The sequence below is a fragment of the Pantoea sp. YR525 genome (genome assembly GCF_900116775.1).
GTDB lineage: Bacteria > Pseudomonadota > Gammaproteobacteria > Enterobacterales > Enterobacteriaceae > Pantoea > Pantoea symbiotica.
In genome coordinates, this window is record NZ_FPBU01000017.1 from 26,421 (window position 1) to 51,611 (window position 25,191).

The following is a 25,191-nucleotide window of genomic DNA, read 5'->3' on the forward strand; positions in this document are numbered from 1 at the left end:
GCATAGCACCGGTTATTTGATCAGGTTGTTACGACGGGCAAAATCGATTAAATCGATCAGCGACTGCGCATTGAGCTTCTGTTTCAGGCGATGTTTATAAGTGCTGATGGTTTTTTCACTCAGCAGCAGTTGTTCGCCAATCTGTTTATTACCCATGCCCTTGCCAATGCTAATTAACACGCTCAACTCACGATCGGAAAGCTGCTCCAACAAGCCGGCGTCATCGTGTTCGCTGTGGGTCTGTTCATACGTTTGATGGGTTGATTGCGGAAAAAAGCTGTAACCGCGCATCACCATTTTGATGGCATCTAACAGCTCGCTCATATCATCGGATTTGGTGACGAAGCCATCGGCACCGGCTTGTTTACAGCGCTGGGCGAAGTGACTGCTCGATTGCGATGTCAGCACTAAAATTTTCAGCGGCAGATTCAGGGTGCGCAGCCGCTCCAGCACCTGGAAACCATCAATCTTTGGCAGACCAATATCCAGCAGCACCAAATCAGGCAAACATTCCCGTGTTTTTTGAATGGCATCGACACCATTATTGGTTTCGGCCACCACTTCCATCTCATTGCGTTCCAGCAACATTTTTACTGCAAATCGGATAACCGGATGGTCATCAACAATGATTACTTTTTTCATAAAAATGAGATCCTGATGACTACGCTGAGCAGGTTATCAATGTGTTCCCAGGGCGGCTTACACTATCCCGTTTTAACAGAATGGTCTGTAGGAAATTACTTATGCTGAAGGTTTACAGACCACAACGATCTCCTTCATCTGAGTAAAGCCCCATTTATCGGCACTGTGGTAACAATATAACTTAGCAGGGAATTTTGCCCAAATGTAAGAAGATGCTTTGCGTTTCTGCAGGAAGTAGCGGTCTCGTAAGAAGCGGAATGGTCTGGGACCAGAGAAATCCTCTGAGCCCAGGCCATGAATGAAAATTCTGATGCGGCGTGGCAAGAAACTAATAGTAGTTGATGGTGTAAGTCATGGTGGCATTCGCATGCCCCGGCGTTACCGTAGCATTGGTTTGAATATAGCGGGCAAACAACGGCAGGGTAACTATTCCGCTGCCGTTATTAGTGGTGGGATAACGCATTTCACTATTAAATTGCGCGGGTGTCCCCGCTCCGGCAGTGTTGGTTACTAGTTGGATGCCAACACCTGTCGCGACGTTAGCCTCATTTCTCAAACCAATGATGCCCCTGGTGGCGTCAATAATCGACGTGTTGGGCTTGAGGGTTAATCCCAGCGTGTTCGCTTGCGGTGTTCCCGCCTTACCGCGATCGGTAATTGAATCAGAACCATAGTTTGATTGCCCGCTGTCCATCAGCCCGTAAAAACGCGGACAGTTGGTGAGCCGCAGGCTGGCATCAGTCCAACTGGTGGTTGTGCCGACGTTTTTAAACACCTGACTGGCGTTATAGCTTCCCAGCTGCACCACCGGATTTGGCGTGGTGCAGGTTTGTGAGACCACATTCAGCGTGCCAGTAAAGCTAACGGATGATAAACGCACGCTGGCGCCACTGTCTGGATTGAAATCCATCACGACAGTGGGTAAATCCTGTCCTCGAATGATTCCTGGCGCGATTGGACCGATTTTAATAAATGAGATATCAAAGGAGACTTCAGAGCGATAGGTATAATCAGTATTTACCGGGACGCTGTTGCCGTCTCTTCTGTAAGGAAATGCATTCCCACTGTACCAGGCCACAACACCAATCCCCGGAACACCGGTTTCATACACTTTTCCCGCCCAGGCGCCACTGTTCCATGCAGACAACGGTTTAGGGCTAAAACCGTAACTTGAACGCGCTTCCCAAGACCAGGCGGTGGGATTGCTAGCACAGTGCACTGCGGGACCGTATGAGGGTTTGAAATATTGGCGAAACAAGGTGGTGCCAACCGGCACATCTTGCCCCACGGTAATATTTCCGCCCTGAAGTGCCACCGTGGTCATAATGCCAGGCGCTGAAGCGTCGACGGCGCAGGTGACAGCCTGCACCGAAGTGAGCGGTACCGCCAACAGCAGCACGCTAAATATCCATTTTTTCATACATTATTCCCTGTTATTGACGGCCGCACACCGCATTGAATGTCTGCAATCCCGGCTGGCTATTTTGTGCCTCAGGCACACGCTTGTAAGGCAATACGCAGGATTGCTGCGCTTCACTGCCCCAGCGCACCGTCAATGCGCCCTGTTCCTGTTCAACCAAGGCGTAAGCTTGTCCAGCCTGGCCCACGGAACCCACCACATTGCCTTTGCTATCCAACACATCAGCACCAAACGGCAGCGGTTTACCTTGCAAATTGGCGGTGATAAGAATGGGCAGACCGCGATGTGCATTAAATTTCACCTTCACTACCGCACCTGAATAAGGTGCGATGCGCGATGAGGTATTCTCAAGCTCAACGCCCGCTGACGTACCTTTTGGATCCAGTACGATCTCATTCATCTGATAAGGATTGAGGTACGGCACCAGCGCATATCCGTTGTTATCGACATACACGCCCGGATAGGAGGAGACGCTCGCGCCCTGCGCACCTTTGGCTTCCAACAGCGCATAAGTGTCGCCGCTGTACGGACTTAAAGTGACGCCGCCGCTGTGTGCCACGATGGTACCGTTAAGCCCAGCAGAAGCACTCTGATAGCCCTTACCGCTGCTGACCGAACCACTTAGATTGGTTGTGCTGGCACGATATTGTCCGTTCAACGCGCCGCTACTGCCCTCATTTGGTGAGGCATGACGCACCGTCGCGCCATAGCTGAACTGGCTATCATCGCCTGCGGTGCCTGAAAGCGAAGCCTGTTGTCCCCAACGTCCACCGTTATCATGCGAGAGTTCGGTACGCAGCAGTGGCGTATGGCGCTGATTATCACTACCCAGCGGCATGCTGAAGCTCAGCAAGTAACTGTTTTGCGAACTGCCGTAGCTGCTGTAGCTACGGTTGACGGAAATGCCCCACGACACGGAACCGATGCGATTGTTATAGCCAAGCTGGAACTGTTTTTCGTTGCCTTCACGATTCCAGTAATCCTGCACCGAGCCGCTGAGGTAGAAGTTACCCCACACATCCGGCAGCGCTTGTCCGGCGGTGACCGAAAAGCGATTTTTGGCGCGATAAACCGAATCCAGGCTGGCGCCACGCTGTAAAGCTTCACGGCTTTGCATCGCCGTCATAAAATCCATAAAGCCGGATGTTGAGAAGCGATACGCAGCGATTGACAGATTACTGCCGGTTTCTGGCACCGCTTTGCTGTAGCTAACGCGGTAACTTTGCCCGGTCATGCTGGCATCTTGCTGCTTATCGGCACTGCGCAGATGGGTACGCGCCTGAGTAATATCGAAGGCGAAGGCGCCCAACGGTGTACCCAACGCGGTTCCGCCTTGCAGCGCGTAATAATCCTGGCTCGCCTGCAAACCCGCGTAACCAGTAACATCGTTAGTTAAGCCATATTGCCAGGTGCCCTGATAGAGCGCGACGTCATCACGGATGTAGTCGGCACGCAATTTACCCGCTGTCACGTCATAGCGGGATGTGCCTGGACGCAGCAATTGCGCCACCGCTGCGTAAGGCACGCGGAAACTGCTTTTGCTGCCATCCGCTTCATTCACCGTTACGTCGAGATCGCCGCCATAACCGGTAGGATAAAGATCGTTAATCAGGAACTCGCCTGGCGACACGGTGGTTTCATAAATCACCTGACCTTGCTGGCTCACCGTCACGCGGGCGTTGGTGCGCGCGATGCCGCGAATCTCCGGCGCATAACCGCGCTGAGATTCCGGCAACATCCGCTCGTCACTGGCCAGCTGAACGCCACTAAACGGCAACGTATCGAAAATAATCCCGCTGGTATTTGATTGTCCGACCACTAAGCGGCCACGCAGCGGCACCACATCGTGCTGTACAAAGGTATTAAGCGACTGATAGCCGCTGCCGCCTTGTTGCTGCCAGTTGTAGTTGCCGTTATGACGCAGATACCAGCCGCCGATGTTCAAACCCGCATTAATCCCGCCAAAGAAGGATTTATACACTTGTCCCGCCGAGCGGCTGGTGTAGGCATTGGTTGAATATCCCAGCATCAGCGCCGGAATCCCCGCATCCCACAAAGCCGGATCAACATAATCGTGCGGCACGCTGGTGAGGTAGATTTGCGGAATGGAGATGTCGAGGCGCAGTTGGTTGCTGTCGTAGCTCACGCTGGCGTCTGGCAGTACAGATGCCAAATCGCTGCACTCGGTTTCTGTGGTGAGCAAACCCGCAGCCGAAGCTGGCAGCGCCGAGGCGTTAAACGGGATCTTTTTCAGCAACGGCGCAGGTATGCAGGCGCGCACCTGCTTATCCGCCATCTCGTGGAAGTTGATGTCCTGATTGGCAATCAAATGTTCATTAACATAGACCAGCGTGCGATAGGTTCCCGGCATTGCCGATGCGCCCTGATTAAAGCGCGCCAGATCGATGGCAGCGCCTTTGCTGACCTGCAAAAAACTGGCGTCGAATTCCGCCTCTTCAGCAGCAAATACCTGCTCTGCGCCACTTAATAACGCAGCAAACACAGCGCTGGCCAGCAAGGTGTAGCGCAGCGGCAGTGCTGATTCTCTGGTAAAAGTCATAAGCATGCCTTCCGGCACGTCTTGGCATGCCGGCTATAGGAGATTGAAATTCAAGAGAGAAATTATTTAATTGCAGCGGTAAAAGGCTGAACGGCACCGAAATCGTTAACGTACTCACCGCTGACGTTGGCACCCGCACCCGCGTTGATCTTCAACGTTAGTGAGGAGAGCGGCGGCACCATTTCACCGTCAATGGTGTGTCCATTTACCTTCACCGTCACCAGCGAGACATTGTAAGGCGTTGGATTGCTGGCCTTTAGCTGACCGTTACTTACAGACCAACTCAACGATTTCACCGCTTCATTGGCATCACCTTTCAGGCCAGCCGGACGGTAGAACAGTTTGATACGCGTGCGGAAAGCCATCTGTAACGTGTTGAGTTCTGTTTTCTCTTTGGTTTTCGCCGGAATCTCCAGCACGTTCAGCCATGACACCGATTCACGATCGTGGGCAAACACGCCTGGATTGGTCAGCGACAGGCGTAATGTCTGCCCTTTTCCGGCATCAACACGGTTCACCGGTGGCGTGATGATGTAAGGCGTTTGAATGTTCTCTGGCGTCGCATTGGCATCCCCGTTATCAACCCAGCTTTGAATCAAAACCGGCGACGCACCCACGTTCTTCATTTGCACGGAGACTTCTTTGTCATCCTGATGATAAATAACGCGCGTCCCGGTAATGACGATGCTGGCCAAAGCCTGGCCGCTGATGAAGGTGGCGCAAAGCAAAGCGAATATGGGCAGGGTTTTGCTGATGGAGATGTTCATGCGTGAATCCTGAGAAAGAAAGGTGGGATTGCTCCCACCTGTCGGTGATTACTTGTACATAATCGAGTAAACGACGCTGCTTTTTACCAGACCGGCGGTGGTGGCACCTTCAGCGTAATACTGCACGGCGTACGGCAGAGTTGCGCTACCAGTCGCGACGCTGGCGTAGGTGTTTTTGGTGATCTGGTTTTGGTTGCCTGCCTGAATCACACTTGAGTTAGCACCATCCAGCAGCTGCAAGCTGACGTTGGTTGCGCCACCGGTGGTAGTGTTCTTCAGACGGCCATTGACGGTGTCAACGGTTGCGCCCGCTTCGAAGAACGCCGCTGCGGTTTTCAGCGTGCCCGTACAGTTGGTTAGCGCCATGTTGAAGCCGGTACGACCCGCAACCTGAGCTGCGGTTTTCAGCTGGTTAGTTGACACTGTTGGCAGCACGACAGTGGCGTCTGCCGCCTGGCCGTCAACGATAACGTCACAGGTGCTGGCGGTCAGTTCACCGTTAAAGGTGATGGTGCCGGTTGAAGCAGCCTGAGAGGCCGCGCTCATGACCAGCAAAGCCAAAGCAGAAGCAGCGAAAATAGATTGAGTAGTTTTGCTCACGAGAAAAAATCCCTGTTTATCGTTTTTACGTGGAGGCTAATTGCTCCGGTCCTCAGACTGAGCTTCCTCAATAAGACCTGGTGCTGCTTAAGGGAAGTCGTCTGTCTGATGAAGCAAAGTTTACGGTTAGCAGGGAATGTCAGATATCGGAGCGGAGGCCTACATTTGTCAAACAAGGCTGCAAATTATGTAGGCGCTTATGTCAGGATTTGTAGTCTTATGTAGGCTGTCGGCTCACCATTTTTGGGGACCGATTCACGATTACGGATGTGCGTGCAGAAAACAACCGATGCTGGCATTGATCTCTTCAACCGCATCACGCGCTTCGGACCACAGGTTGGCTAATCGGAACAATTCAGGGGGAGATGACAGGCAGGCCTTTTCTAACTGGCGACAGGCATTTTCGGCACGATGTGCGCCAGTAATCTGCGCGGCACCGGAAATACGGTGCACGCTTTTGGCTAATTCACCCCAATCCGCGCGGGCATAAAGCGCTGCAGCTTCGTTTAAATCCGTAGAATTACTTTTCAGCGTCATGGCAAGCATGGCGCACAGCAGGGATTCATCGTGGCCAGTTAACGAGCGCAGACGTTCCAGGCTAAGTAATGAATCTAAGGATTTTGCAGATTTAGCCAAGAGAGCCTCTTTCTGTGCAGCACAGCGCATTAATCGAGATGATGACGGCGCGCAAAATCAATTAATTCAAGCGTGGAACTCAGCGCCAGTTTGGTCAGGATGCGGGTTTTGTAAGTACTGACGGTTTTATTGCTGATGTGCATGATCTCAGAGATATCGATCACTTTCATACCGCGCGCCAGATGCTGCAGAACCTGAAACTCGCGGCTCGAAAGATTTTTAATCGCATCGACTTCCGCTTCGGGCATTTTATTGGTGCCTTTATTATCGCGACGCTTCAGCGGAAAGTAGCCGTAACCGCGCATCACAGCACGCACCGCATCACCCAGCTCTTCCAGATTATTACGCTTACCGACAAAACCATCGGCACCGGTACTCATACAGCGGCTCAAATAGTGGTCATCATCGCGGGCGGTTAATACCAGAATGCCACCGCGATATTCCGCTGCGCGCAACTTCACAATCAGCTCAATGCCGCTCAGTCCAGGAATGTCGAGATCAAGCACGATGAGATCAGGATGGTGTTCGTTGATCATTTTCAACGCCTGATGGCCCTCATCGGCTTCAGCCACCACGGTATGCCCATCTTTTTCCAGCAAAATACGTACGGCAAGACGTGCGACTGGATGATCATCAATTATCAAAATACTCGCCATCTTCACCTCTCCTAAGACGACAGTCATTGTCCCATGTAGTTTAAAATAACTTACCAATAAAACAATCAGATAAGCGGTGCGATATTCCAGACTCTGAGGAAATGTCCTACAAATCTGACGAAATGGATGACGAGTCAAACTTGTAAAAGTAAAACGATCGGTTTACTTTTTAAGTATGAAAAAGAAACTGGATATCATTAATGCCGCTGAGCGGCTGTTCTATCTCAACGGCTTTCATGCCATCAGCACCGATCGCATTTGCAGCGAGGCGAACGTCTCAACTCGCACGCTGTATCGCCATTTTCACTCGCGTGAAGCGCTAACGGCTGCGGTGCTGGAGACGCGTCAGGATCGTTTCTTTGCCGCATTACCGCCGCCGGAACATGCGCAAGCGGTCAGCCAGATGTTTGATGCGATGGCCGACTGGATGCAGCAATACGGCAATAACGGATGCTTATTTCTAAAAGCGTGGGGCGAATATGCTGGAGAAGATGCCGCTTTAGCCGAACAGGCGCTGGCTTACCGTTACAAGATGCGGGATTACATTGCGCGCACCGTCGAACAGGCGCTCGGCAAGCAGCATCTGGCGTTAGCGGATGCGGTGTGGCTGCTGTTCGAAGGTGTTCTCACTTCAGCGCTGATCATTGGTGCGTCGCAGGCGTGCGAAGCCGGTAAGCACGCCGCGCTGCAGCTTATCGCTCTCAGTGAACAGGCATGAAGGCCACAACGCTCGGCCTCACCGGATTCTCTCTTATCGCCGTCACTTACGGTATGGCGCGTTTCGCCTGGGGCCTGATGATGCCCGAGGTGATGCACGCCATCCCGTTCACGCCACGCGTTTCCGGCGTGCTGTCAGCCTGCAGCTTTGCCGCTTACTGCGTGGCGGTGCTGATCGCGCCGATGATGACCGCCCGCGCGGGACCGCGTTTTCCTGCTGCCGTTGCCGCGCTGTGTGCCGCATTGGGTTTGCTGATTATCTCGATCGCGGTTTCAGCGTGGATGCTGGGCGTCGGATTGTTTATCGCCGGCATGAGCGCCGGTCTCGCCTCGCCTGCGTTAGCGAGCGCCGTCAGCCAGCGCATTGAGGCTGAACAGCAGCCGCAGATGAATACCGTGATTAATGCCGGGACCAGCATGGGGATTATGCTGTCTGTGCCAATTTTGTACTGGCTGCCCGGCGGTTGGCGCGTCGCCTGTGGCGTTTTCGCCATGCTGGCGTTGAACTGCCTGATGCCGATTTGGCGTCAGCTGCCCCATCAAAGTGAAAACAGCGGACATGAATCCTGGTTAAGCCATATGCGACAGCGTTCTATGCAGAAACTCATCATCATTGCGTTAATTAGCGGCATCGCCAGCGCGGCATGGTGGAGCTTCGGTCCGGATTTGCTGCATCACATTGACGTCAGCGATCGCATAGTGAGCCTGCTGTGGCTCATGGGTGGCGCAGCAGGCATCATCGGTGCCTTCACTGGCCCGATGGCGAAATGGATAGGGATGAAGTGGGTTTATTGGCTGTCGCAGTGCTGCCTCGCCGTTCCCTTACTGCTTTTGGCATTCAGCCATCACTATTCAATCTGGCTATTTCCCGCCGTGGCACTGGGTGGTGCAGCATACGTTACGCTCTCGGGCGTGTTGCTGGTGTGGGGAGCAGCAGCAACGGAAAATGCCCCCGCCATCGGCGTGGGCATTCTGTTCTTCATGTTGGCTACGGGCCAGGTCATTGGATCGCTGCTGTTCGGACAATTCTATGCGCAGGCAGGCGCGTCAACCGCATTAATGCTGTTTGCCGCGCTACCCTTGCTGATGATGTTAGTTATTCGTCGTTAAACGGATCTTTTTTGTCATCTTCACTGTCATCTCGCGTTCTGGGGATCTCACCGTGTTCACTGGGGTTGTCCTTCGCGGGATGCTTTTCGTCATTCACGTCACGTTTATCTTTCGGGTGATGGCTCATCTGCAGCTCCTTTATTAATCACCCATAAAGTGTAGTTGATCTGGATGGGACGATAAGTTCGCCCCACACGCTTACTGCAACGCTTTCAGGATTTGCATCGCGGCTTTAACCCGCTCGGTATTGGGATAATTTTTGTTCGCCAGGATCACAATGCCGACCTGCTTCTCTGGAATAAAGGCGACGTAGGCACCGAATCCGCCCGTTGCGCCGGTTTTATGCACCCACGACGCTGTTACACGCGGATGAGCTTTCGCATCCCGAACCGGCTGCGGACCGAGCGCTACCTTGTTATCTGCGCCCTTCACTGCCATGTCAGCCTGTGATGGCCAATCGAGCATCTCCCAACCCAAACCCTGATATAACGCATCGGTACGATAGAAACGCGTTTGCGCGAAATTCAGCGCCTGCTGCAGCGTTTTGTCTTTAACCTGCTGCGGATCCATATTGGCCTGCATCCAGCGCGCCATATCTTTAATCGACGACTTCACGCCATAGGCTTCGGCATCCAACAGGCCCGGCGACACGCGCACCGGCTTGCCTTCGCGGTAACCCCATGCGTAAGCATCCTTCTCACTGTCGGGCACGGTGATAAAGGTGTGCTTAAGCTGCAACGGCGTAAAAACGCGTTGCTGCATCGCTTGCTCAAATGTCAGCCCGCTGGGTTTCGTCGCCAGCCAGCCAAACAAGCCGATGCTGCTGTTCGCATACTGACGCGTGTTGCCCGGCGCCCACTGCGGTTGCCACTGTTGATAGAAGTTCGCCAGCGCCTTTTCATCGGTCACCGCATCGGGAACCTGCAGCGGCAAACCGCCGGCGGTGTACGTCGCCAATTGCAGCAGCGTGATGTCACGCCACTGCGGCGTATTCAGCGCGGGCCAGTATTTACTGGCGCGATCGCTCAGTGCGATCTCGCCTTTGTTCACCGCGACGCCACTCAGCACGCCGGTGAAGGTTTTACTCACCGAACCCAGTTCAAACAGCGTCTCTTGCGTGACCGGACGCTGCTGTTTTTCATCCGCCATACCCCACGTAAAATAGTGCGGCTGGCCTTTAACCACCACCGCCACGGCTATACCGGGAATCGCTTGCTGCTGCATCAGAGGTTTGATGGCCTGATCAACGATGGCGTCCACATCTGGCGTCGCGGCGAACGTCATTGAGCACACCGATGTCAGTGCTGTTGCTATCAAAGTTTGAGAAATCAATTTCACTGTTATTAACCTTCCGGGTTGTTGTTCCGCGGGCAGTTTGCCCAATTTGACAGGCAGCAACAAACTGTTAATTTTAGCGTCAGACAATAGAAATTCTTACAGGTCTCCGTATGACTCGCCCTTACATCCCGCTTAACGCGCTCAGAGCCTTTGAAGCCGCTGCACGTCATCTAAGTTTTACTAACGCTGCTATTGAGCTGCATGTAACCCATGCAGCCGTCAGCCAGCAGGTGAAATCGCTGGAGCAGCAGCTCGGCTGCCAGCTGTTTGTGCGGGTATCACGCGGATTAATGCTGACCACCGAAGGCGAAAGTCTGTTGCCGGTTTTGAACGATTCATTCGATCGTATTGCCGATACGCTGGACCGCTTCTCATCGGGCCAAATGCGCGAGAAATTAAAGGTCGGCGTGGTGGGAAGCTTTGCCACCGGTTTGCTGTTGCCGCGTTTAGAGGATTTTAACCGCCGCTTTCCGCACATAGAACTGCAACTCTCCACCCACAACAATCGCGTCGATCCAGCCGCCGAGGGCCACGATTACACCATCCGCTTTGGCAGCGGCGCATGGCACGGCACCGAGGCGCAGTTTATTTGCTCGGCCCCGCTATCGCCGCTGTGTAATCCGGCCATTGCCCGGCAGTTGCAGCAGCCTGCAGACGTGCACAAATTCACCCTGTTGCGATCGTTCCGCCGTGATGAGTGGAGCCAATGGCTGCACAGCATTAATGAACATGCGCCATCGCCTGCGCATCCGGTGATGATTTTTGACTCATCACTAACGATGATCGAAGCGGCATTGCTGGGCGCAGGGATTGCGCTGGCACCGGTGAAAATTTTCAATCACCTGCTGCAAAGCGAGAAGCTGGTGCGCCCTTTCGCCGCAGAAATCGATCTCGGCGGCTACTGGTTAACGCGTTTGCAGTCGCGGCCAGAAAGCGCCGCGATGATGGTGTTTTCTAGTTGGTTGATAAATGCGCCTCAGACGTCGTAGGGTCGCCATTCATGGCGACCGAATCACCTACTGCACATTTATCTGTTTCGCTTTCGCCAGCGTGCGCGCAAGAATTGAGGAGTACAGCGGTTTGCCGCCGAAGAATTGCGCGGCCAGCGTCGCGCCGAGACAGGTAATGATCATCGGCAAAATTAGCTGATAATTGTTGGTCATCTCCAGCACCAGCACAATGCCGGTCAGCGGCGCACGCACCGAGGCCGCAAACAGCGCGCCCATACCAGCTACAGCAAAGGTTGCTGGCTCCAGATGCAAACCCGGTAACCACTGCATGCAGAGTTGGCCGAAACAAGTACCTAACAGCGTACCCAACGTCAGCATCGGGGCAAAAATACCGCCCGGCGCGCCGGAGGAAAAACAGCAAATAGTTATCAACGTGCGCAGTGCGAAAATGGCAAAGAGCGCCAGCGCGCTGTAAGCTCCGCTGGAGAAATCAGGAATCAGCGCAATCCCGCCGTTAATGGCTTGTGGCAGAAACAAGCCAATCACGCCACACATCCCAGCCAGCAAACTTCCCCACATCACCCACGGTGCCACGCGGCCTTTATGTAAGCGCTGAAACTGATCCTGCGCGAGGAAAATGAAGCGGTTAAACGCCACGCCGCAGCCACCAAATAACACGCCCAACACTAAATAAAGCCACAGCGTATTGGTTGGCGCATCCTGCAGCTGACCAATATTAATGATCGCTTCATTGCCATTACACACGCGGAAAACAATGCTGGAAACGATAACGCCAACAAACACCGCTTTGATGGAAATCAGGCTGTAGCGAAACTGCGGACGCATCTCTTCGATAATAAACAGGATGCCGGCCAGCGGCGCGTTGAAGGCGGCCGACAAACCCGCGGCAGCGCCGGTTGCCAGCAACGTGTGGCGAGACTCAGAAGATTTTACGCGGAACAGATCAACACACATGCCGCCAATATTGCCGCCCAACTGCACGGTTGGTCCTTCGCGACCCAGCACCATGCCCGATCCTAACGCGCCCATGCCGCCGATAAATTTCACCGGCAGTACGCGCCACCAGCGCACCGGACGAAGTTCCTCCAGCGCGCCTTCAATTTCGGGAATGCCCGATCCGCCCGCTTCCGGCGCGAAGCGTCGCACCAGCAAGTAGCCGACAGCGCCTAATAGCGCAGAGAGCAGAAACGCGCCGGCGATTTTCACCAGCAGATTGTCACCCACATCCTCAAGCCAGCTTAAGCGCGTATGCACCACAAAATTGACGGCTTTATCAAAGGCCACGCCAACCAGGCCGGTTAACACACCGACCAACGCGGCCAGCAGCAACAGCGCGACGGGCGTTTTGTCGCGGCGTAGTAGTTTCTGCATCAATAAGAAGCGCCCAGCACGTAATGTCGTGTTGGGCTCTGCGGAGTGACCGTTGGCAGGCATGCAAATCCTCTGTTTTCGTAACAGTGTTCAAACGTAAGTTTGAGAAAAGAGGCATTAGCATACTGAGAATGAAGTGATTTTTAACCCAGGAATTCGCAAGCGGATTTTTCAGTTTGGAAGAGGCTAGCTGCATTAGCCTCCTCCACAGGGAATTAATCCTGCTCTTCAGCAATCAGCGTCAGTTTTTCGTCGGTGGCTTTTTCTTCTTCCAGCGTTTCACCCAATAATTTCGCGGCGTCCTGATAATCCAGTTTCAGGGCTAACGCGCGTAAAGTACCGTAGGTGGCGATCTCATAATGTTCAACCTTCTGCGCAGCACCGATCAATCCGGCATCGCAAACCGGCCCTTTCTCCACTTCATCGATAATCTCCTGCGCCTCTTCAGCCAGCCCTTCCAGTGCATGACATTTCATCCGTTTGATCTGCACACCTTCAGTGAGCTCAACCAGTTGATCGATACGTTCAATTTGTCCGCGCGTCTCTTCCAGGTGCTGTTTAAAGGCCGCAACCAGATTAGGATCGGTGGCCGCACGAATCATTTTTGGTAGCGCTTTAGTGATCTGTTTTTCTGCGCTGTAAATATCCGAGAGATCATGCACAAACAGATCTTGCAGTGTTTTAATCGTCATAATATTGCCTTTTGATAAAGTAGGATGTCAGGTAGGTAAAACGTGGGCGAGAAGGAATAATAGATTGCGCCGACACATAAGACTGACTTAATCCTGGCGGACATTACACAATTAACAAGCGAAGCCTTAAAAATAAACACCACGCATTGTTTAATTCATTGCCAGAATTAAAATAGGTCAAGCGGAGACATAATCATGAAAAAGCCAAGGCAACCCGAACTGAGCGGTGAAATTATTCACGAACGTGCTTTACTCCCGCTCGGTTTAATTTCTCTTTACGAAGTTATCTTCAATAACGGCAAATATGCCGTTATGCGACTGGATAAAGATCAACCATTTCATCAGGGTGACATTTTTAAACGAATAAATGATCGCTGGTATTGTGATGAAAAATTAATACATCCACTGGGATTTCAGTTTGTCGATCGGGCTGAAGCGCAGCGGTCATTTATAGAATATGAGCGATAATATTATATTGCTGTTTTCATATTATAGAGTGAACAGTCGCAAGCTGGTTCGGTTGCGCGGGTGGCAATGACATCCAAAAGTTAACACCCATGCTGGTCTCATATTCTGCGTGTGACTCAAGGAAAATATGCTCACCGCTGCGCGACTGCCCGCCGTAAAGCCAGCCGCCCTGCACCTCGCCATTATCAAATTGCACAATGCACTCCTGCTTGTAGCCCGGCGCTTGTTCATTTAAATCAATCCATTCAAGAATATGGCGCATGCGTCTATACCTCAGCAATAAACAGTGATTTACAGTGCGGGCACAACATAGCCTGCCCGCGCGCTTGTTTTAAGGACGATTGCGGGCAGAATTTTTTACACACTGGACACTGCGTTTTTATTTCCCGGCGCGATAAGCCTTCTAAAAATTGATTTAACCAGCTCATGATTTTTTCCTTTTTCAGTTAACTTATTCTAACACACCTCACTTTTTTCACTGCAACTAACACTTGACAACATTGTTAATGATCTTCAACCCCATCATTACGCTCAGTTAAATATTTTAAATTAACTTTTATCTTATAAAGCCAAACGTTAAATCACTTTAAGGCTATACTCATAAAAGATAGATATTTCCCTCGCCCTTTCTTATACCGTCAATCTTCCTGTTGATAGTGCTGACTTTTATAATCCATTGGATTTTTTGCGACGCCATTATGAAAAATAAAATTCCCACCGGATCAATCATCGGCAGTAGTGCGCTTCCAGCAACGGCACGCGCTAGTCTTGAATTATTGCCTGACAGCGGCATCTATCAGGCGAACCGGCCAGACGTTTTTTCCGAACAGCAAATGGCAATATATGGCGAGCGACTGGCAAAGACGCATCATCTTTCTGACGCCAAAAAAAGTTATAAATTATTGCAGCGGCTGACTGAAAATGAACAGGCGCTGATAAAAAGCGCAGAAATATTAAGTACCGGTGATAAGCGTAATCTGACGCCGGCTGGCGAGTGGCTTTTAGATAATTTTTATATCATCGAAGAACAAATTCGTATGGTACGCCATCTTTTGCCCACCAAATTTGGTCAGGGTTTACCCGCGCTTGAAGAGCCCGCCCACGCTTTACGTATTCAGGCGATTGCTGATGAGATGATCAGTCACAGCGACGGCCGCTTAGAATCGACGGTGCTGGCGACCTTTATTCATGCTTATCAGAGAACTACGCCGCTGCTGATGGGAGAACTGTGGGCGCTTCCCGCCATGCTGCGTTTTGCGCTGCTCGATAACCTCGCGCGCATTGCGCAAGGCGTTGCCGAGATCCATCAGGAGCGAAGCCAGGCCGAAGCGTGGATTAATGAGATCGTTCATCACTCCGCTAAAGACGCCACGCGGGTGATTCAGGTCATTGCCGATATGGCGCACAAAAACGACCAGCTTTCAGGCGCGTTCGTCGCTGAACTGGCGCGTAAGCTGAATGGTCAGAATCACTCGCTGGCGCTGACGTGGGTGGAGCAACATCTGCTGAATACCGGGCGCAATACCGCGGATGTGATTGAACAATTTAACCGTCAGTTGGCACTGAGCCAGCTCTCAGTAAGTAACAGCATTGCCGGATTGCGCCAGCTCGGCGAAATCAACTGGCAGGATTTAGTCGAATCACTCAGTTTGGTGGAGCAACTACTGCTAAAGGATCCTGCCGGCATTTATCCGCAGATGCATTTTGACAGCCGCGATCAGTACCGACACGTGGTGGAAGAGCTGGCGCGTCAGAGCGAATTCGACGAGCTTAGCGTGGCCAATCAGGTGCTGGCGCTGAGTCATCAGCCCGAATTACCGCCGCGCCAACAGCATATTGGTTACTTTTTGCTGGATAAAGGACGCGCGCAGCTTGAGCAACAGTTAAAGCCGCGCCGCTCCTGGCTCAATCAGGCGCGTCATCATCTCAGCCAAACGCCGCTGCTCTCCTGGCTTGGCAGCCTCACCTTATTGACCACCGCCTTCAGCGCCGAAGCGCTGTTTTTCACCCATCAGGCCGGGATGTCGGTGGTGCTGTGGCTGTTGCTGGTACCGGCGGTGATCATCATCAGCAGCCAGCTCGCATTACAACTGCTCAGCGAAGTGACAACCCGCACCCGCCATCCGGTTCCCCTTCCGCGACTCGATTATGAGCTGGCGGTGCCGGATAGCGATCGCACCTTGGTGGTGATCCCTTGCCTGATCAGCAGCAAACACGGCACCGATACGCTGCTGCGCTCGCTGGAAACCAGCTATCTCGGCAATGCGCTCGACAACATCACCTTTGCGCTGCTGGCCGACTTCACCGACAGCGTGGACGAACATCAGGTTGATGATGATGAAATCATTGGTTACGCAGTGCTGAAAATTCAGGCGCTTAACCGCCGTTACAGCAGCAAATCGCACCACGACGTGCTGTTTTCGCTGCTGCATCGCAACCGGGTTCATAATCCTTCGCAGGGCGTTTGGATGGGTTATGAACGCAAGCGCGGCAAACTGCATGCGCTCAATCGCTGGCTGCAAGGTGAAGCGGAGATGTTTAACGTTATCGTAGGTGCCAGCCAGGCGCAGATGCGCACGGTGAAATACGTCATCACGCTTGATGCCGACACCATTCTGCCGCGCGAAACCGCACACAAGCTGATTGGCATCATGGCGCATCCACTTAATGCGCCGGTATTTGACGATCGCCTGAACCGCGTGGTGGAAGGCTACGCCATTCTGCAGCCGCGTCTGGCGGAAGAGATCCCGCCCTTTGGACAAGGCCGCTACGCGCGGCTTTCAAGCAGCGTGCCGGGCAACGACGCCTATTCATCGATGTCTTCCGATATCTATCAGGATCTGTTTGGCGAAGGTTCGTTTGTCGGCAAAGGCATTTACGATGTGGCGGCCTTCACTCGCGCGACGCGCAATACCTGCCCGGAAAATCTGGTGCTGAGTCACGATCTGCTGGAAGGTTGTTACGCGCGTTCCGGCGTGGTCAGCAATGTGGTGCTGTATGAACACTATCCGGATAACTATCTCAGCGATGTCGCGCGGCGTTTCCGCTGGGTGCGCGGTGACTGGCAACTGCTGAACTGGTTAAAACTGCGAGTACGTCTTGAGGATGGCGGTTATCAGACCAATCCGCTGAGCGCACTTTCGCGCTGGAAATTGTTCGATAACCTGCGTCGTAGCCTGGTGGCTCCTGCCTTGCTACTGCTGATGTTTCTGGCCTTCACTTGGGTAGCGAATCCGCCATTTTGGCTCGGCTGTATTGCGCTGTTCCTGCTGCTGCCGAGCACTTTTGCGCTGAGCATGGAAGGCATGCGCAAAAGCAAGAAGCGCGCCTGGCAACATCATCTCTCTATCTTGTCCTCAGACGCGTTAATGCGCCTAAGCCGCGCAGGACTGACGCTGGCGGCATTGCCGCATGAAAGCTATTGGTCGCTAAAAGCAATCATCGTCACGCTGTGGCGATTAAACGTCAGCGGGCAGTTTCTCCATGAATGGAAAAGCGCGTCGGCGGGCAGTTCATCGCCCACGCCGTCACTGCGCCATTTTTATCAGGCGATGTGGTTTAATCCGGCGGCAGGCGTTGCACTGTCACTTTTAACCGCGCTGATCAATCCACAACTGATCGCGTTAGCGCTGCCGCTTTCCTTGCTGTGGCTGATGACGCCGTGGCTGTTATGGCAGTTGAGTAAACCGGCGCAATCGCGGCAGAAAAAACTCTCCGCCGAGCAGCAGCAGTTTTTGCGCCAGACCGCGCGCCATACCTGGGCATGGTTTGAAGATTTCGTCATCGCCGAACATAACCACTTGCCGCCGGATAACTTCCAGGAAGTGTTGCAGCCGGTGGTGGCGCACCGTACTTCGCCGACCAATATCGGCCTGTCGCTGCTGGCCAATTTAACCGCGTGGGATTTCGGCTACATCACGCAGAAGCAGGTAATTAGCCGTTCGCTCGCCACGCTGGATAGCCTCGATCGCATGGAGCATTTCCGTGGACATCTCTACAACTGGTACGACACCTACACGCTAAAACCGTTAAATCCACGCTACGTTTCTACTGTCGATAGCGGCAACCTCGCTGCGCACCTCGCCACTTTGCAAGCGGGCCTTGCGCAGTGGAAGCATCTGCCAGTAATTGCTTTACCGGTGATCATGGCTGGTCTGAATGACACCTTGATGCTGGCCAAAGCGCAAATGGGCACAGAGCGTCACGATCGCTGGGATGAGCTAGCCGAGCAGTTTGTTGCGCTGCAACAAGTCGCACCCGCCGCGATTGCCAATCATCTTTCATCCTTGATCGCGCTGAGTGAGATTCTGCTGGCACAGCTCAAGCTGCCGCCGTCGCAGGTGAAATGGTTTGAACGCTTCATCCATCAGCTCAGTGATTTCCAGCAAGAGTGGATGCGCTATTTTAGCTGGATCGGGCCGGATGATGTGCTGCCTGACGCTTTACCCTCGTTGCTGTGGCTGAGTGAATTAAAGCTTCATCGCCCCGGCCTTAATGCCCAGCTCGCCGCTTCCGTAATGTGGGCCGCGCGAGAACGCATGGCGACCTTGCTGGAGCTGGAAGGACGTCTGGAAGATCACGCTAAAATGGACTTCCGTTTTCTCTATGTTGAAAAAAACGCGCTACTCAGCGTCGGTTACAACCTCGATAGCGGCCTACTCGACAAAGGCCATTACGATCTCTTCCCCTCCGAAGTGCGCCTGACGCACTATTACGCCATCTCTGCCAATCAGCTGCCGGTAAAAAGCTGGTTCGTACTGGGCCGCCTGTTTACCCAGCTGGATAACAAACCTGCGGTGATGTCGTGGAGCGGCTCAATGTTTGAGTATCTGATGCCTCATCTGGTGATGCCGGTTTACCCGGATACGCTGCTGGAAAAAATGGCGCTCTCGGCGGTGAAGCAGCAGATCGCCTCTGGCGACGCCGCGCAGATTCCGTGGGGCGTTTCCGAATCGGCCTATGCCGCTTTTGATGACAACCAGAACTATCAATACAAAGCCTTTGGTACGCCCGAGTTGGGGCTAAAACGTGGCCTCAATAATGACCATGTGGTTGCACCCTATGCCTCGCTGTTAGCGCTAATGGTGTTGCCGCATCAGGCCAGCGACAACCTGATGCGGCTAAAAAAAATGGGTGCCTGCGGCAAATACGGTTTCTACGAAGCGCTTGATTTCACCGCACATCGGCTGGCGCGCGGTCAGCAATTTGTCGCGGTAAAAACCTACATGGCGCATCACCAGGGAATGGGTTTTCTGGCGATCTCGCATCTGCTGCATGAAGCACCGATGGTGGCGCGGTTTATGTCCAGCGCGCGCTTCCAGTCTTCTTATTTACTGCTGCAGGAGCGCGTGCCGGACGACATTGAGCTGTATACGCCGCGTCGTCAGTTCGTTGACACCAGCGAGATCAAGCCGCATTCGGACACGCCTGAACTACGTGAGTTCAGCGGTTCGGCTGCGCACTTGCCGCAGGTGCAGCTGCTGTCGAATGCCAATTATCATGTGATGGTGACGCAATCCGGCACCGGTTACAGCCAGTGGAAAGGATTGGCGTTAACCCGCTGGCGCGCCGATGGCACCAGCAATCAACACGGCATCTTCTGCTATATCCGCGATCGTCAATCCGGCGAGTTGATCAGCCCGACGTTCCAGCCGAGCGGCGATGCGCGACCGCAACACATTGCGCGCTTCACCGATGCTGGCGCTGAGTTTGAGTCGCGCGCTGAAACCCTCAGCACCCACACTCATGTGGTGGTGTCGCCAGAAGATGATGTGGAGATTCGCCGCATCGTCCTCACCAACCATTCACGCCAGCTGCGTGAGATTGATATCACCAGCTATGCCGAAGTGGTGCTCGCCTCCGCCGCCAGCGATATGGCGCATCCGGCGTTCAGTAATCTGTTTGTGCAAACCGAGATTGTTACCGAGCTGGAAGCCATTCTGGCGCATCGCCGCCCGCGTGATGAGAAAACCGAGCCGGTATGGATGTTCCACGCCCTGCTGATTCACGGCACCAGCGAGCGCGATACGCATTATGAAACCGACCGCGCGCAGTTTATTGGTCGTGGCAGAACCACCGCCAATCCGCAGGCTATTTCAGCGGAAGGCGTACTCAGCGGTAGCGCCGGTGCGGTACTCGATCCACTGATGTCGATTCGCCAGAAAATCGCGCTCAAACCGGGTAAATCTATCACCCTCGATCTGGTATACGGCGTCACTACGCAGCGTGACGCCTGCCTTGGGTTGATTGAGAAGTATCGCAACAATGTCTATGCCAATCGGGTATTTGAAATGGCGGCTTCGCACAGTCAGGTGGCGCTACGGCAGCTGAATATCCTCGCCGAAGATGCCAGTTTGTATAACCAGCTCGCCAGCGCGGTGATCTTTGCCAGCCCTGAAATGCGCGGCGACAGCCAGCGTATGCAGCAGAATCGTCTGGGGCAAACCTCGCTATGGCGCTACTCCATTTCAGGCGATCTGCCTATCGTGCTGGTGCGCATCGAAAATGGAACCCAGCTTAGCCTGGTGAGCAATCTGATCAAGGCGCATCAATACTGGCGTCAGAAAGGATTAACCGCGGATTTGGTGATCCTTAACGGCGAGCAAGGCGGCTATCAGCAGCTGTTGCAGAATCAGCTGATCAAGATGATTTCATCCGGCGAGGTGCAGTTGCTGGCCGACAAGCCGGGCGGCATCTTCCTGCGTCAAAGCGATCACTTTGCCGCCGAGGACGTCACGCTGTTACTCAGCGTGGCAGCCGTGGTGCTGGAAGGACGCAATGGCAGTTTGGCCGATCAGCTGACGGTGCTGTTAAAACCGCAGCCGGTTGCGCCACCTTCCCGCTTCCTGCCGCATAAACAGGCTTTTCCTGCGCCCGCTCGCCTCGCCGCAGCGGAAACCTTCCAGCTATTCAATGGCACCGGCGGCTACAGCGTCGATGGCAGTGAATATCACATTCTGCTGTCCCCACATCTTCAGACGCCCGCGCCCTGGTGCAACGTGCTGGCGAATAAACAGTTTGGCAGCGTGATCTCGGAAAGTGGTCAGGCCTACACCTGGTATGAAAATGCGCACGAATACCGCCTGACGCCGTGGCACAACGATCCGGTCAGCGATACGTCGGGCGAAGCCTTTTATCTGCGCGATGAGGAGAGCGGCGATGTCTGGTCGCCGATGCCGCTGCCGATGCGTGGCAACGGTGATTATCTGACGCAGCACGGCATGGGTTACAGCCGCTTTGTGCATCAGGAGCAAGGCATTCGCAGCACGCTCACCACCTTCGTCGCGGGCGAACAGGCGGCGAAAATCACGCTGATCCAGCTGAGCAATCTGTCTGGCAAAACGCGACATCTGTCGATTACCGGTTACGTCGAATGGGTGCTGGGTGAGCTGATGAGCCAATCTGCTCGTCACGTGCAAACCTCATCGGCGATAGTGGCCGATGGCAGCGCCATTCTGGCGATGAATCCGTACACCAGCGCCGGATCGGCGCGCACCGCTTTCTTCGCCGCATCTGGCAATCAGATTGCTTTCAGCGGTAATCGCCTTGAGTGTCTGGGCCGCAATGGTTCAACGCGTAAACCCGCGATGATGCAAGCGCGTGGCTTATCGGGCAACACCGGCGCGGGGCTCGATCCCTGCGCCACCTTGCAAACGTTGACCAGCTTAATTGATGGCGACACGCGCACCTTGGTATTCGTATTAGGCGCGGCGGAAGATACAACATCGGCGCTGGCGCTGATGCAGCAATTTCTCCCCAGCGAACAGGCGGAAGCCGAACTGGCGAAAGTGCAGCAGCAATGGCGCGGTCTGTTAAACAAAGTCGAGGTGCAAACGCCCGATGCGGCGGTGAACCTACTGGCGAATAACTGGCTGCTGTACCAAACGCTGGCCAGCCGTTTGCTGGCACGCAGCGGTTATTATCAGTCGGGCGGCGCGTTTGGCTTCCGCGATCAGTTGCAGGACACGCTATCGCTGACCCACGCCGCGCCACACTTGTTGCGCGATCAGTTGGTGCTGTGCGCGTCCCGTCAGTTCCTCGAAGGCGATGTGCAGCATTGGTGGCATCCACCCGCCGGACGCGGCGTGCGTACCCGCTGCTCGGATGATTATCTCTGGCTGCCCTTTGCACTTTGCCACTACATCACTGCCACTGAGGATTTGGCGCTGTTAGAACAGCCAGTTAGCTATCTTGAAGCGCCGCTGCTCGTGGCCGAAGAAGAGTCGGTTTACAGCCTGCCTAACGTCAGTCAGCTGCAGGAAAACCTGTGGCAGCATGGCTTACGTGCCATCCAGCATGGTCTGAGATTTGGCGAGCATGGTTTGCCGCTGATGGGTTCTGGCGACTGGAACGACGGCATGAGTGAAGTCGGGATTGCTGGCAAAGGCGAGAGCGTCTGGCTGGGCTTTTTCCTCTACAGCGTGCTCACACGCTTTGCCGCGCTCTCGACACGTATCGGGCAAGCGGAAGCCGCTACGTTGTGCGAACAGCAGGCTGGAAAGCTGAAAACGGCACTGAATCAGCGCGCCTGGGATGGTGAATGGTTCCTGCGCGGCTACTTCGATAACGGCGAAACCCTGGGTTCACAGCGCAACGCCGAGTGCCGCATTGATGCCATCGCGCAGAGCTGGTCGGTGCTTTCCGCTGCAGGCGATCACGATAAATGCATCTCCGCGATGCAGGCGCTCGATCAGCAGTTAGTTGATAGCGATAACGGCCTGATCAAGCTGCTGACGCCGCCGTTTAATGGCATCGGTCCCAATCCGGGATACATTCGTGGTTATCTGCCAGGCATTCGCGAAAACGGTGGGCAATACACGCACGGCGCGCTGTGGGCGATTATGGCGTTCGCCGAAATGGGCCAGGTCGATCGCGCATGGGAATTGCTGGCGCTGATCAATCCGATCAATCACAGCCTTGATGCGCATGCTGTTGCAACCTACAAAGTCGAACCTTACGTGATGGCGGCGGATGTCTACAGCGCCGAGAACCACCAAGGTCGCGGCGGCTGGACGTGGTACACCGGATCGGCGGGCTGGACGTATCAACTGATCATCGAGACCCTGCTCGGCATCACGCGCCACGGCGATAAGTTGCAACTGCGTCCACGTCTGCCTAAGGCGTGGCCGGGCGCGAAGGTGATTTATCATGAAGGTGACGCGCGCTATGAGATTGAGATGCTGCGTACGCCAGGCGCTTATCAGCTGTGGCTGGATGATGAGCTAAGTGCGGATGATGCCATTACGCTCAGCGGTGAAGCTGCGATTTATCAGGTACGAATTCATCTCGCTGAGTAGCAATCACTGCGGTCATTAGTTTTCACCATAGCCAGCAGTGGAAAATATCGCAGCGCCCTGCCAGCGGCTATTTTAGGGTAATTCTCCCCTACAAGGAGAATGACTAATGAGCCTCTTATCACCCGGTAATCGCCGGGATTTTCTTTCCGCTGGCATGAAACTCACCGCCGCAGGCACCTTACTCAGCGCGGGCATGAGCCGCAGCGTTCAGGCGGCGGCAACCTGCCAACCCGCCAATGCCAGCCGCGTGGATGCCACACACTATCTGCTGCGCAATGTGCGACTGGAAGAAGCCTTTATCCGCAAACAGGATGTTATTACCGCCACGCGCACCGGTTTGTATGATGTCGAAGTGAATGCCGGAAATATTGCCGTAGTGCATCCCGCAGGCGTCAGGCTTAATTTGCCCGCATGGGACGCCGCCGGTTATCTGCTGCTGCCCGCCACGCGCGATATGCACATCCATCTCGATAAAACCTTTTACGGCGAAGGCTGGCGTGCCCCGCTGCCGCGTCATAGCGTGATCGATATGATTCACCAGGAAGAGCAGATCCTGCCCGAACTGGTGCCGACTTCTGAAATCCGTGCCGAGAAACTGATTGGTCTGCTGCAATCGAAAGGCAGCAGCTCCGCACGCAGCCATTGCAACATCGATCCGGTCAGCAAGTTACAAGGTCTCGAGCATCTGCAGCAGGCGATTGCTAACCATCGCGACGATTTTCACGCCGAAATTGTCGCCTTCCCGCAGCACGGATTACTGCGCTCAAACATCGAAGGCATGATGCGCGAAGCGATGAAGATGGGCGCGAACTATGTCGGCGGGCTGGATCCGACCAACGTTGACGGCGCGATGGAGAAGTCGCTGGATACCATGTTTAGCATCGCGCTCGATTTCGCCGCTCCCATCGATATTCATCTGCACGAAACCGAACCGCACGGCGTGGCGGCGATTCGCTACATGCTGAAAACAGTGCGTGACAATCCGCAACTCAAAGGCAAGGTGACCATCAGCCACGCTTTCGCGCTGGGTACGTTACAGGGTAACGAGTTGGCGGCGATGATTGAGGAACTGAAAGAGCAGCAATTTAACATCGCCACCACCGTGCCAATTGGCCGGGTGATCATGCCGTTGCCGCAGCTGCGCGCCGCTGGCGTGCCGGTGTGGTCGGGCACTGACACCATCGCCGATCACTGGCAGCCGTTTGGCAGCGGCAGCATGCTGGAAAAAGCCAACGTCTATTCGCAGCTCTATCGTGGGCCGGATGAGTATTCGCTCAGCCGCGCGTTAGGTATCGCTACTAACGAAGTGCTGCCGCTGAATAGCCACGGCGAGCAGCAATGGCCGAAAGCGCAGGATCACGCCACCATGATGCTGGTTAAAGCCAGCTGTTCTGCGGAAGCCGTTGCGCATATCGCGCCGGTGATGGCGACGTTCTATAACGGTAAGCAGACATTTGGTGGATTGGCGAAGATGTAGACATCATGCAAATACCGTAGCGGCGCGATTTATCGCGCTCTTTTGACCTTTTCACCGCAACCAAATTAGTGCCCGATTATTTTTCCGTCGGGTTCGCCTTCATGCGCGCCAGGTTGCCATGAATGGCAACCCTACGGGATTTGTAGCGATGGTGAGTCAGGAAAATGCATAGTCGCTGCAGCGCGGGTGTTGAGGCGACATCCTAACCCGCTGAGCGAATGAGGGATTCCAGGGCGAGCCGCATGGATGCGGCGAGAGGTGGCGCTGAGCAGGAGCGAATCGACACCGGTCCGTCAGGAATCGTGAATGAGTGAAGGTACCGCGTAGCGGCGGGTTGGGCTGGCGCAGGGCCCGGGAGTGCAGAGGGCGCGGCCATGCACTGAACCCCAAAACCTGGACACATTTTACATCTCTTTTGATGCCCGGTATTCCACCGGGCTCATGCCCGTTCTGAGACAAATTCGTTCGTG

At 54.2% G+C, this 25,191-nt stretch carries 19 protein-coding genes; 6 read left to right on the plus strand and 13 right to left on the minus strand.

Features of this window, described 5'->3' with window-relative positions; translation table 11 throughout:
- Positions 1–12: 12 nt before the first annotated feature.
- The 7 genes from BM323_RS23455 to BM323_RS23485 all read right to left on the minus strand — a co-directional run bounded on the left by BM323_RS23455 (position 13) and on the right by BM323_RS23485 (position 7,281).
- Positions 13–642 (minus strand): response regulator transcription factor, encoded by a 630-nt coding sequence (locus tag BM323_RS23455; protein ID WP_008106126.1) that lies wholly within the window; start codon positions 640–642, stop codon positions 13–15.
- Between the two features lie 328 nt (positions 643–970).
- The gene (locus BM323_RS23460) at positions 971–2,062 is read right to left on the minus strand and encodes a fimbrial protein (RefSeq protein WP_008106124.1); all 1,092 of its coding nucleotides are present in this window, start codon (positions 2,060–2,062) and stop codon (positions 971–973) included.
- Between the two features lie 13 nt (positions 2,063–2,075).
- Entirely contained in the window at positions 2,076–4,622 is a 2,547-nt protein-coding gene (locus BM323_RS23465; RefSeq protein ID WP_008106122.1) for a fimbria/pilus outer membrane usher protein, read from the minus strand.
- Between the two features lie 62 nt (positions 4,623–4,684).
- Positions 4,685–5,389, minus strand: a complete 705-nt coding sequence (locus BM323_RS23470) for a fimbrial biogenesis chaperone (protein WP_008106121.1) — start codon at positions 5,387–5,389, stop codon at positions 4,685–4,687.
- Between the two features lie 48 nt (positions 5,390–5,437).
- The gene (locus BM323_RS23475; RefSeq protein ID WP_008106119.1) at positions 5,438–5,935 is read right to left on the minus strand and encodes a fimbrial protein; all 498 of its coding nucleotides are present in this window, start codon (positions 5,933–5,935) and stop codon (positions 5,438–5,440) included.
- Between the two features lie 315 nt (positions 5,936–6,250).
- Complete coding sequence (locus tag BM323_RS23480; protein WP_036648819.1) at positions 6,251–6,655, minus strand: Hpt domain-containing protein; 405 nt, start codon at positions 6,653–6,655, stop codon at positions 6,251–6,253.
- A complete protein-coding gene (locus BM323_RS23485; protein WP_008106116.1) occupies positions 6,655–7,281 on the minus strand; it encodes a response regulator in 627 nt (208 codons plus the stop codon). The genes BM323_RS23480 and BM323_RS23485 overlap by 1 nt, the downstream gene beginning before the upstream one ends.
- Positions 7,282–7,456: 175 nt before the next feature.
- On the opposite strand from BM323_RS23485, the gene BM323_RS23490 reads away from it, so the two are divergent.
- Positions 7,457–7,999, plus strand: coding sequence for a TetR/AcrR family transcriptional regulator (locus BM323_RS23490; RefSeq protein ID WP_008106114.1), 543 nt, complete (start codon positions 7,457–7,459; stop codon positions 7,997–7,999).
- Positions 7,996–9,108 (plus strand): MFS transporter, encoded by a 1,113-nt coding sequence (locus BM323_RS23495; RefSeq protein WP_008106111.1) that lies wholly within the window; start codon positions 7,996–7,998, stop codon positions 9,106–9,108. The genes BM323_RS23490 and BM323_RS23495 overlap by 4 nt, the downstream gene beginning before the upstream one ends.
- Here the strand turns inward: BM323_RS23495 and BM323_RS24545 are convergent.
- Positions 9,095–9,235 (minus strand): hypothetical protein, encoded by a 141-nt coding sequence (locus tag BM323_RS24545; RefSeq protein WP_008106109.1) that lies wholly within the window; start codon positions 9,233–9,235, stop codon positions 9,095–9,097. The genes BM323_RS23495 and BM323_RS24545 overlap by 14 nt on opposite strands.
- A 71-nt stretch (positions 9,236–9,306) precedes the next feature.
- Complete coding sequence (gene blaPSZ, locus BM323_RS23500; RefSeq protein ID WP_071531657.1) at positions 9,307–10,440, minus strand: PSZ family class C beta-lactamase; 1,134 nt, start codon at positions 10,438–10,440, stop codon at positions 9,307–9,309.
- Between the two features lie 116 nt (positions 10,441–10,556).
- Between blaPSZ and ampR the strand changes: the two genes are divergently transcribed.
- On the plus strand, positions 10,557–11,435 hold the full coding sequence (gene ampR, locus BM323_RS23505) for a LysR family transcriptional regulator AmpR (RefSeq protein WP_008106104.1): 879 nt from the start codon (positions 10,557–10,559) through the stop codon (positions 11,433–11,435).
- Positions 11,436–11,462: 27 nt separating this feature from the next.
- Here the strand turns inward: ampR and clcA are convergent, their stop codons facing one another.
- Both clcA and BM323_RS23515 read right to left on the minus strand, forming a co-directional pair.
- On the minus strand, positions 11,463–12,851 hold the full coding sequence (gene clcA, locus BM323_RS23510) for a H(+)/Cl(-) exchange transporter ClcA (RefSeq protein ID WP_091004351.1): 1,389 nt from the start codon (positions 12,849–12,851) through the stop codon (positions 11,463–11,465).
- A gap of 152 nt (positions 12,852–13,003) precedes the next feature.
- On the minus strand, positions 13,004–13,480 hold the full coding sequence (locus tag BM323_RS23515; RefSeq protein ID WP_008102020.1) for a YciE/YciF ferroxidase family protein: 477 nt from the start codon (positions 13,478–13,480) through the stop codon (positions 13,004–13,006).
- A 195-nt stretch (positions 13,481–13,675) separates the two neighbouring features.
- Here BM323_RS23515 and BM323_RS23520 point away from each other — a divergent pair, with 195 nt between their 5' ends.
- Positions 13,676–13,948, plus strand: coding sequence for a hypothetical protein (locus BM323_RS23520; protein WP_008102022.1), 273 nt, complete (start codon positions 13,676–13,678; stop codon positions 13,946–13,948).
- Positions 13,949–13,964: 16 nt separating this feature from the next.
- On the opposite strand, the gene BM323_RS23525 is transcribed toward BM323_RS23520, so the two are convergent.
- Together BM323_RS23525 and BM323_RS24590 are read right to left on the minus strand one after the other, a co-directional pair.
- Positions 13,965–14,210, minus strand: a complete 246-nt coding sequence (locus BM323_RS23525; protein ID WP_008102024.1) for a hypothetical protein — start codon at positions 14,208–14,210, stop codon at positions 13,965–13,967.
- A gap of 4 nt (positions 14,211–14,214) precedes the next feature.
- A complete protein-coding gene (locus tag BM323_RS24590) occupies positions 14,215–14,376 on the minus strand; it encodes a YnfU family zinc-binding protein (protein WP_008102026.1) in 162 nt (53 codons plus the stop codon).
- Between the two features lie 270 nt (positions 14,377–14,646).
- Here BM323_RS24590 and BM323_RS23530 point away from each other — a divergent pair, with 270 nt between their 5' ends.
- Positions 14,647–23,244: a glycoside hydrolase family 94 protein gene (locus BM323_RS23530; protein ID WP_008102027.1), complete on the plus strand. Its 8,598-nt coding sequence runs from the start codon at positions 14,647–14,649 to the stop codon at positions 23,242–23,244.
- A 106-nt stretch (positions 23,245–23,350) separates the two neighbouring features.
- On the plus strand, positions 23,351–24,721 hold the full coding sequence (locus BM323_RS23535) for an amidohydrolase (protein WP_008102029.1): 1,371 nt from the start codon (positions 23,351–23,353) through the stop codon (positions 24,719–24,721).
- The last annotated feature ends 470 nt before the right edge of the window (positions 24,722–25,191 follow it).